Origin of the sequence: Geobacillus sp. (genome assembly GCF_017515625.1) — a bacterium.
Classification (GTDB): domain Bacteria; phylum Bacillota; class Bacilli; order Bacillales; family Anoxybacillaceae; genus Geobacillus; species Geobacillus stearothermophilus.
The window spans coordinates 1-2145 of the sequence record NZ_JAFWFM010000050.1 but is presented as its reverse complement, the minus strand read 5'-3'; the positions used below and the strand labels follow the sequence as shown (position 1 = coordinate 2145).

At 55.0% G+C, this 2145-nt stretch carries 2 protein-coding genes; one reads left to right on the top strand and one right to left on the bottom strand.

The annotated features are described in order from the left end of the window. On the top strand, nucleotides 1-710 hold a 710-nt coding region (locus IKE44_RS03220), incomplete at its 5' end, for a LysR substrate-binding domain-containing protein (protein WP_287464996.1). Nucleotides 711-907: 197 nt separating this feature from the next. Here the strand turns inward: IKE44_RS03220 and IKE44_RS03215 are convergent. After that, on the bottom strand, nucleotides 908-1894 hold the full coding sequence (locus IKE44_RS03215; RefSeq protein ID WP_033016618.1) for an NADPH:quinone oxidoreductase family protein: 987 nt from the start codon (nucleotides 1892-1894) through the stop codon (nucleotides 908-910). Between the last annotated feature and the right edge of the window lie 251 nt (nucleotides 1895-2145).

Genomic DNA, 2145 nt, shown 5'->3' with positions numbered 1-2145 from the left:
CCATGCTCCTGACCTACGGTGCAACGGCCATGCGTGAAGTACCTGCAGCCCCCACCGGTGCGGGAAGCGCCTATATGCCGAATCTTCCGGCTACAAGCCTGGCAAGCCACATGATGCCGATGGTCATCTCCGCCTTTAAAGCGGAGCACCCAAACGTCTCGTTCCATCTCCGCCAAGGGTCGTACTATTATTTAATCGAAGCGGTGAAAAAACGGGAGATCGACCTTGCCTTTCTCGGACCGATTCCGGTTCATGAAATCGGCATTAAAGGAGAAATTTTGTTTTCCGAACCGTTTGCCGCCCTCCTGCCGAACAGCCATCCGCTCGCCCGCCGCGACCGGATCGTATTGAACGAACTGCGCCATGATCCATTTGTAACGTTTCCAAAAGGATACATTTTGCATCAAATCGTTATTGACGCTTGCCACCAAGCCGGATTTTCGCCCAACATTTCATCGGAAGGCGAAGATCTCGATGCCATTAAAGGGCTTGTCTCCGCTGGCATCGGCGTGACCCTCCTGCCGGAAAGCGCCTTGTCGGAAAGCCTTCTTCGCTACGCCGCCAAAGTGCCAATCGAGATGCCGCAAGTAAAGCGCAACGTCGGCATTATCATTTCCGACCACCACGAACTCGCTCCGTCGGTAAAAGTGTTTTACCGGTTTGTGAAAGACTTTTTCGCGGAGCTCGAGCGGTATCAATTGCGGGGGTGAACGCTCCCCCGCCTACGCTCACGTCGAAAAACGGATTCGAGATCACAAAAAAAGACGCAGGTGCTTCCCCCTGCGTCTTTCCTTTCTTCTTCTGCACACTTCCCCTTTCCATCGCCTTCACTCATCAAGGATCATTCAAAAGAAGATGTGGAGAGCACCAAGTTCGGACGCTGCTTCCGTTCGATTGCGTCCGAACGTCATCCTAACCGCACGACCGTCCGGCCGCGCAGTTCGCCGCGCAAAATGCGCTTAAGCGCTTGCGGCAATTCAGCGAGCGAAATCTCTTGAGCAATCCGCTCCAAATCCGGCTTTAAGTCGCCAGCGAGCCGCTCCCAAATGCGGAGGCGCACATCCATTGGACAATAGACGGAATCAACGCCAAACAAGCTGACGCCGCGCAAAATGAATGGATGGACGGTTGTCGGCACCTCGACGCCGCCTGTCAACCCACTCACCGCCACCGCTCCGCCGTAGCGGATGCGGCTTAACACCGTCGCCAGCGTCCGGCCGCCGACCGGGTCAACCGCCGCGGCCCAGCGCTGCTTATCAAGCGGACGAATGCGTTCAGCCGTGACGTCTTCGCGCGTCAACACTTCCTTGGCGCCGAGGGCGCGCAAATAGTCGTGCTCCGCCGTTTTGCCTGTGCTCGCTTCCACCGTATAGCCGCGCTTGGCGAGCATCGACACGGCCAGACTCCCGACGCCGCCCGTCGCCCCCGTGACAAGCACCGGTCCGCGTTCCGGCGTCAACCCATGCTCCTCAAGACGGTGAATGGACAGCGCCGCTGTAAACCCAGCCGTCCCAATCGCCATCGCTTCTTTCAACGTCAACCCTTTTGGCAGCGGCACGAGCCAATCGCCGTGCAGGCGAGCATATTCACTGTAGCCCCCGAAATGCGTCACACCGATTTCATATCCGGTCGCGATCACCTCGTCCCCTTCGCGGAAGCGCGGATGGTGCGACGAAACAACCACCCCGGCCAAATCAATTCCCGGCACGAACGGATACGTTTTCACAATTTTGCCATCCGGAATGGACGCCAATCCATCTTTGTAATTGACGCTCGAATAATGGACGCGGACAAGGACGTCGCCTTCCGGCAAATCATCTATGGACATCGTCTGCACACCAGCGGTAAATTCTGTTTCGGTTTTGTTGACAACGAACGCTTGAAATGCGGACATCATTCCTCTCCCTTTCTTCATGCATTCTTCTCTCATGTCATTCGACAACCAAACGCCAGATTCCTTTCTGAACCAAGAAAACCCTCGCTTCCGGTGGTACCGTCAAGAATTTTGTGTAATGTAATGGAGTAGGGTTTCTCTGAAATGGATTTGGAATGAATAGGGAACTAGTTTCCTCCACACAGGAGACTGAATATTCGGTCTCCTGTGTGGAAAGGGAGAATCCCCCTATTTTGTTTATTTACAGTATT

Bases quoted from the DNA above. Each gene is read 5' to 3' on its own strand.
- IKE44_RS03215 (WP_033016618.1), bottom strand. From the start codon at position 1,894: ATGTCCGCATTTCAAGCGTTCGTTGTCAACAAAACCGAAACAGAATTT.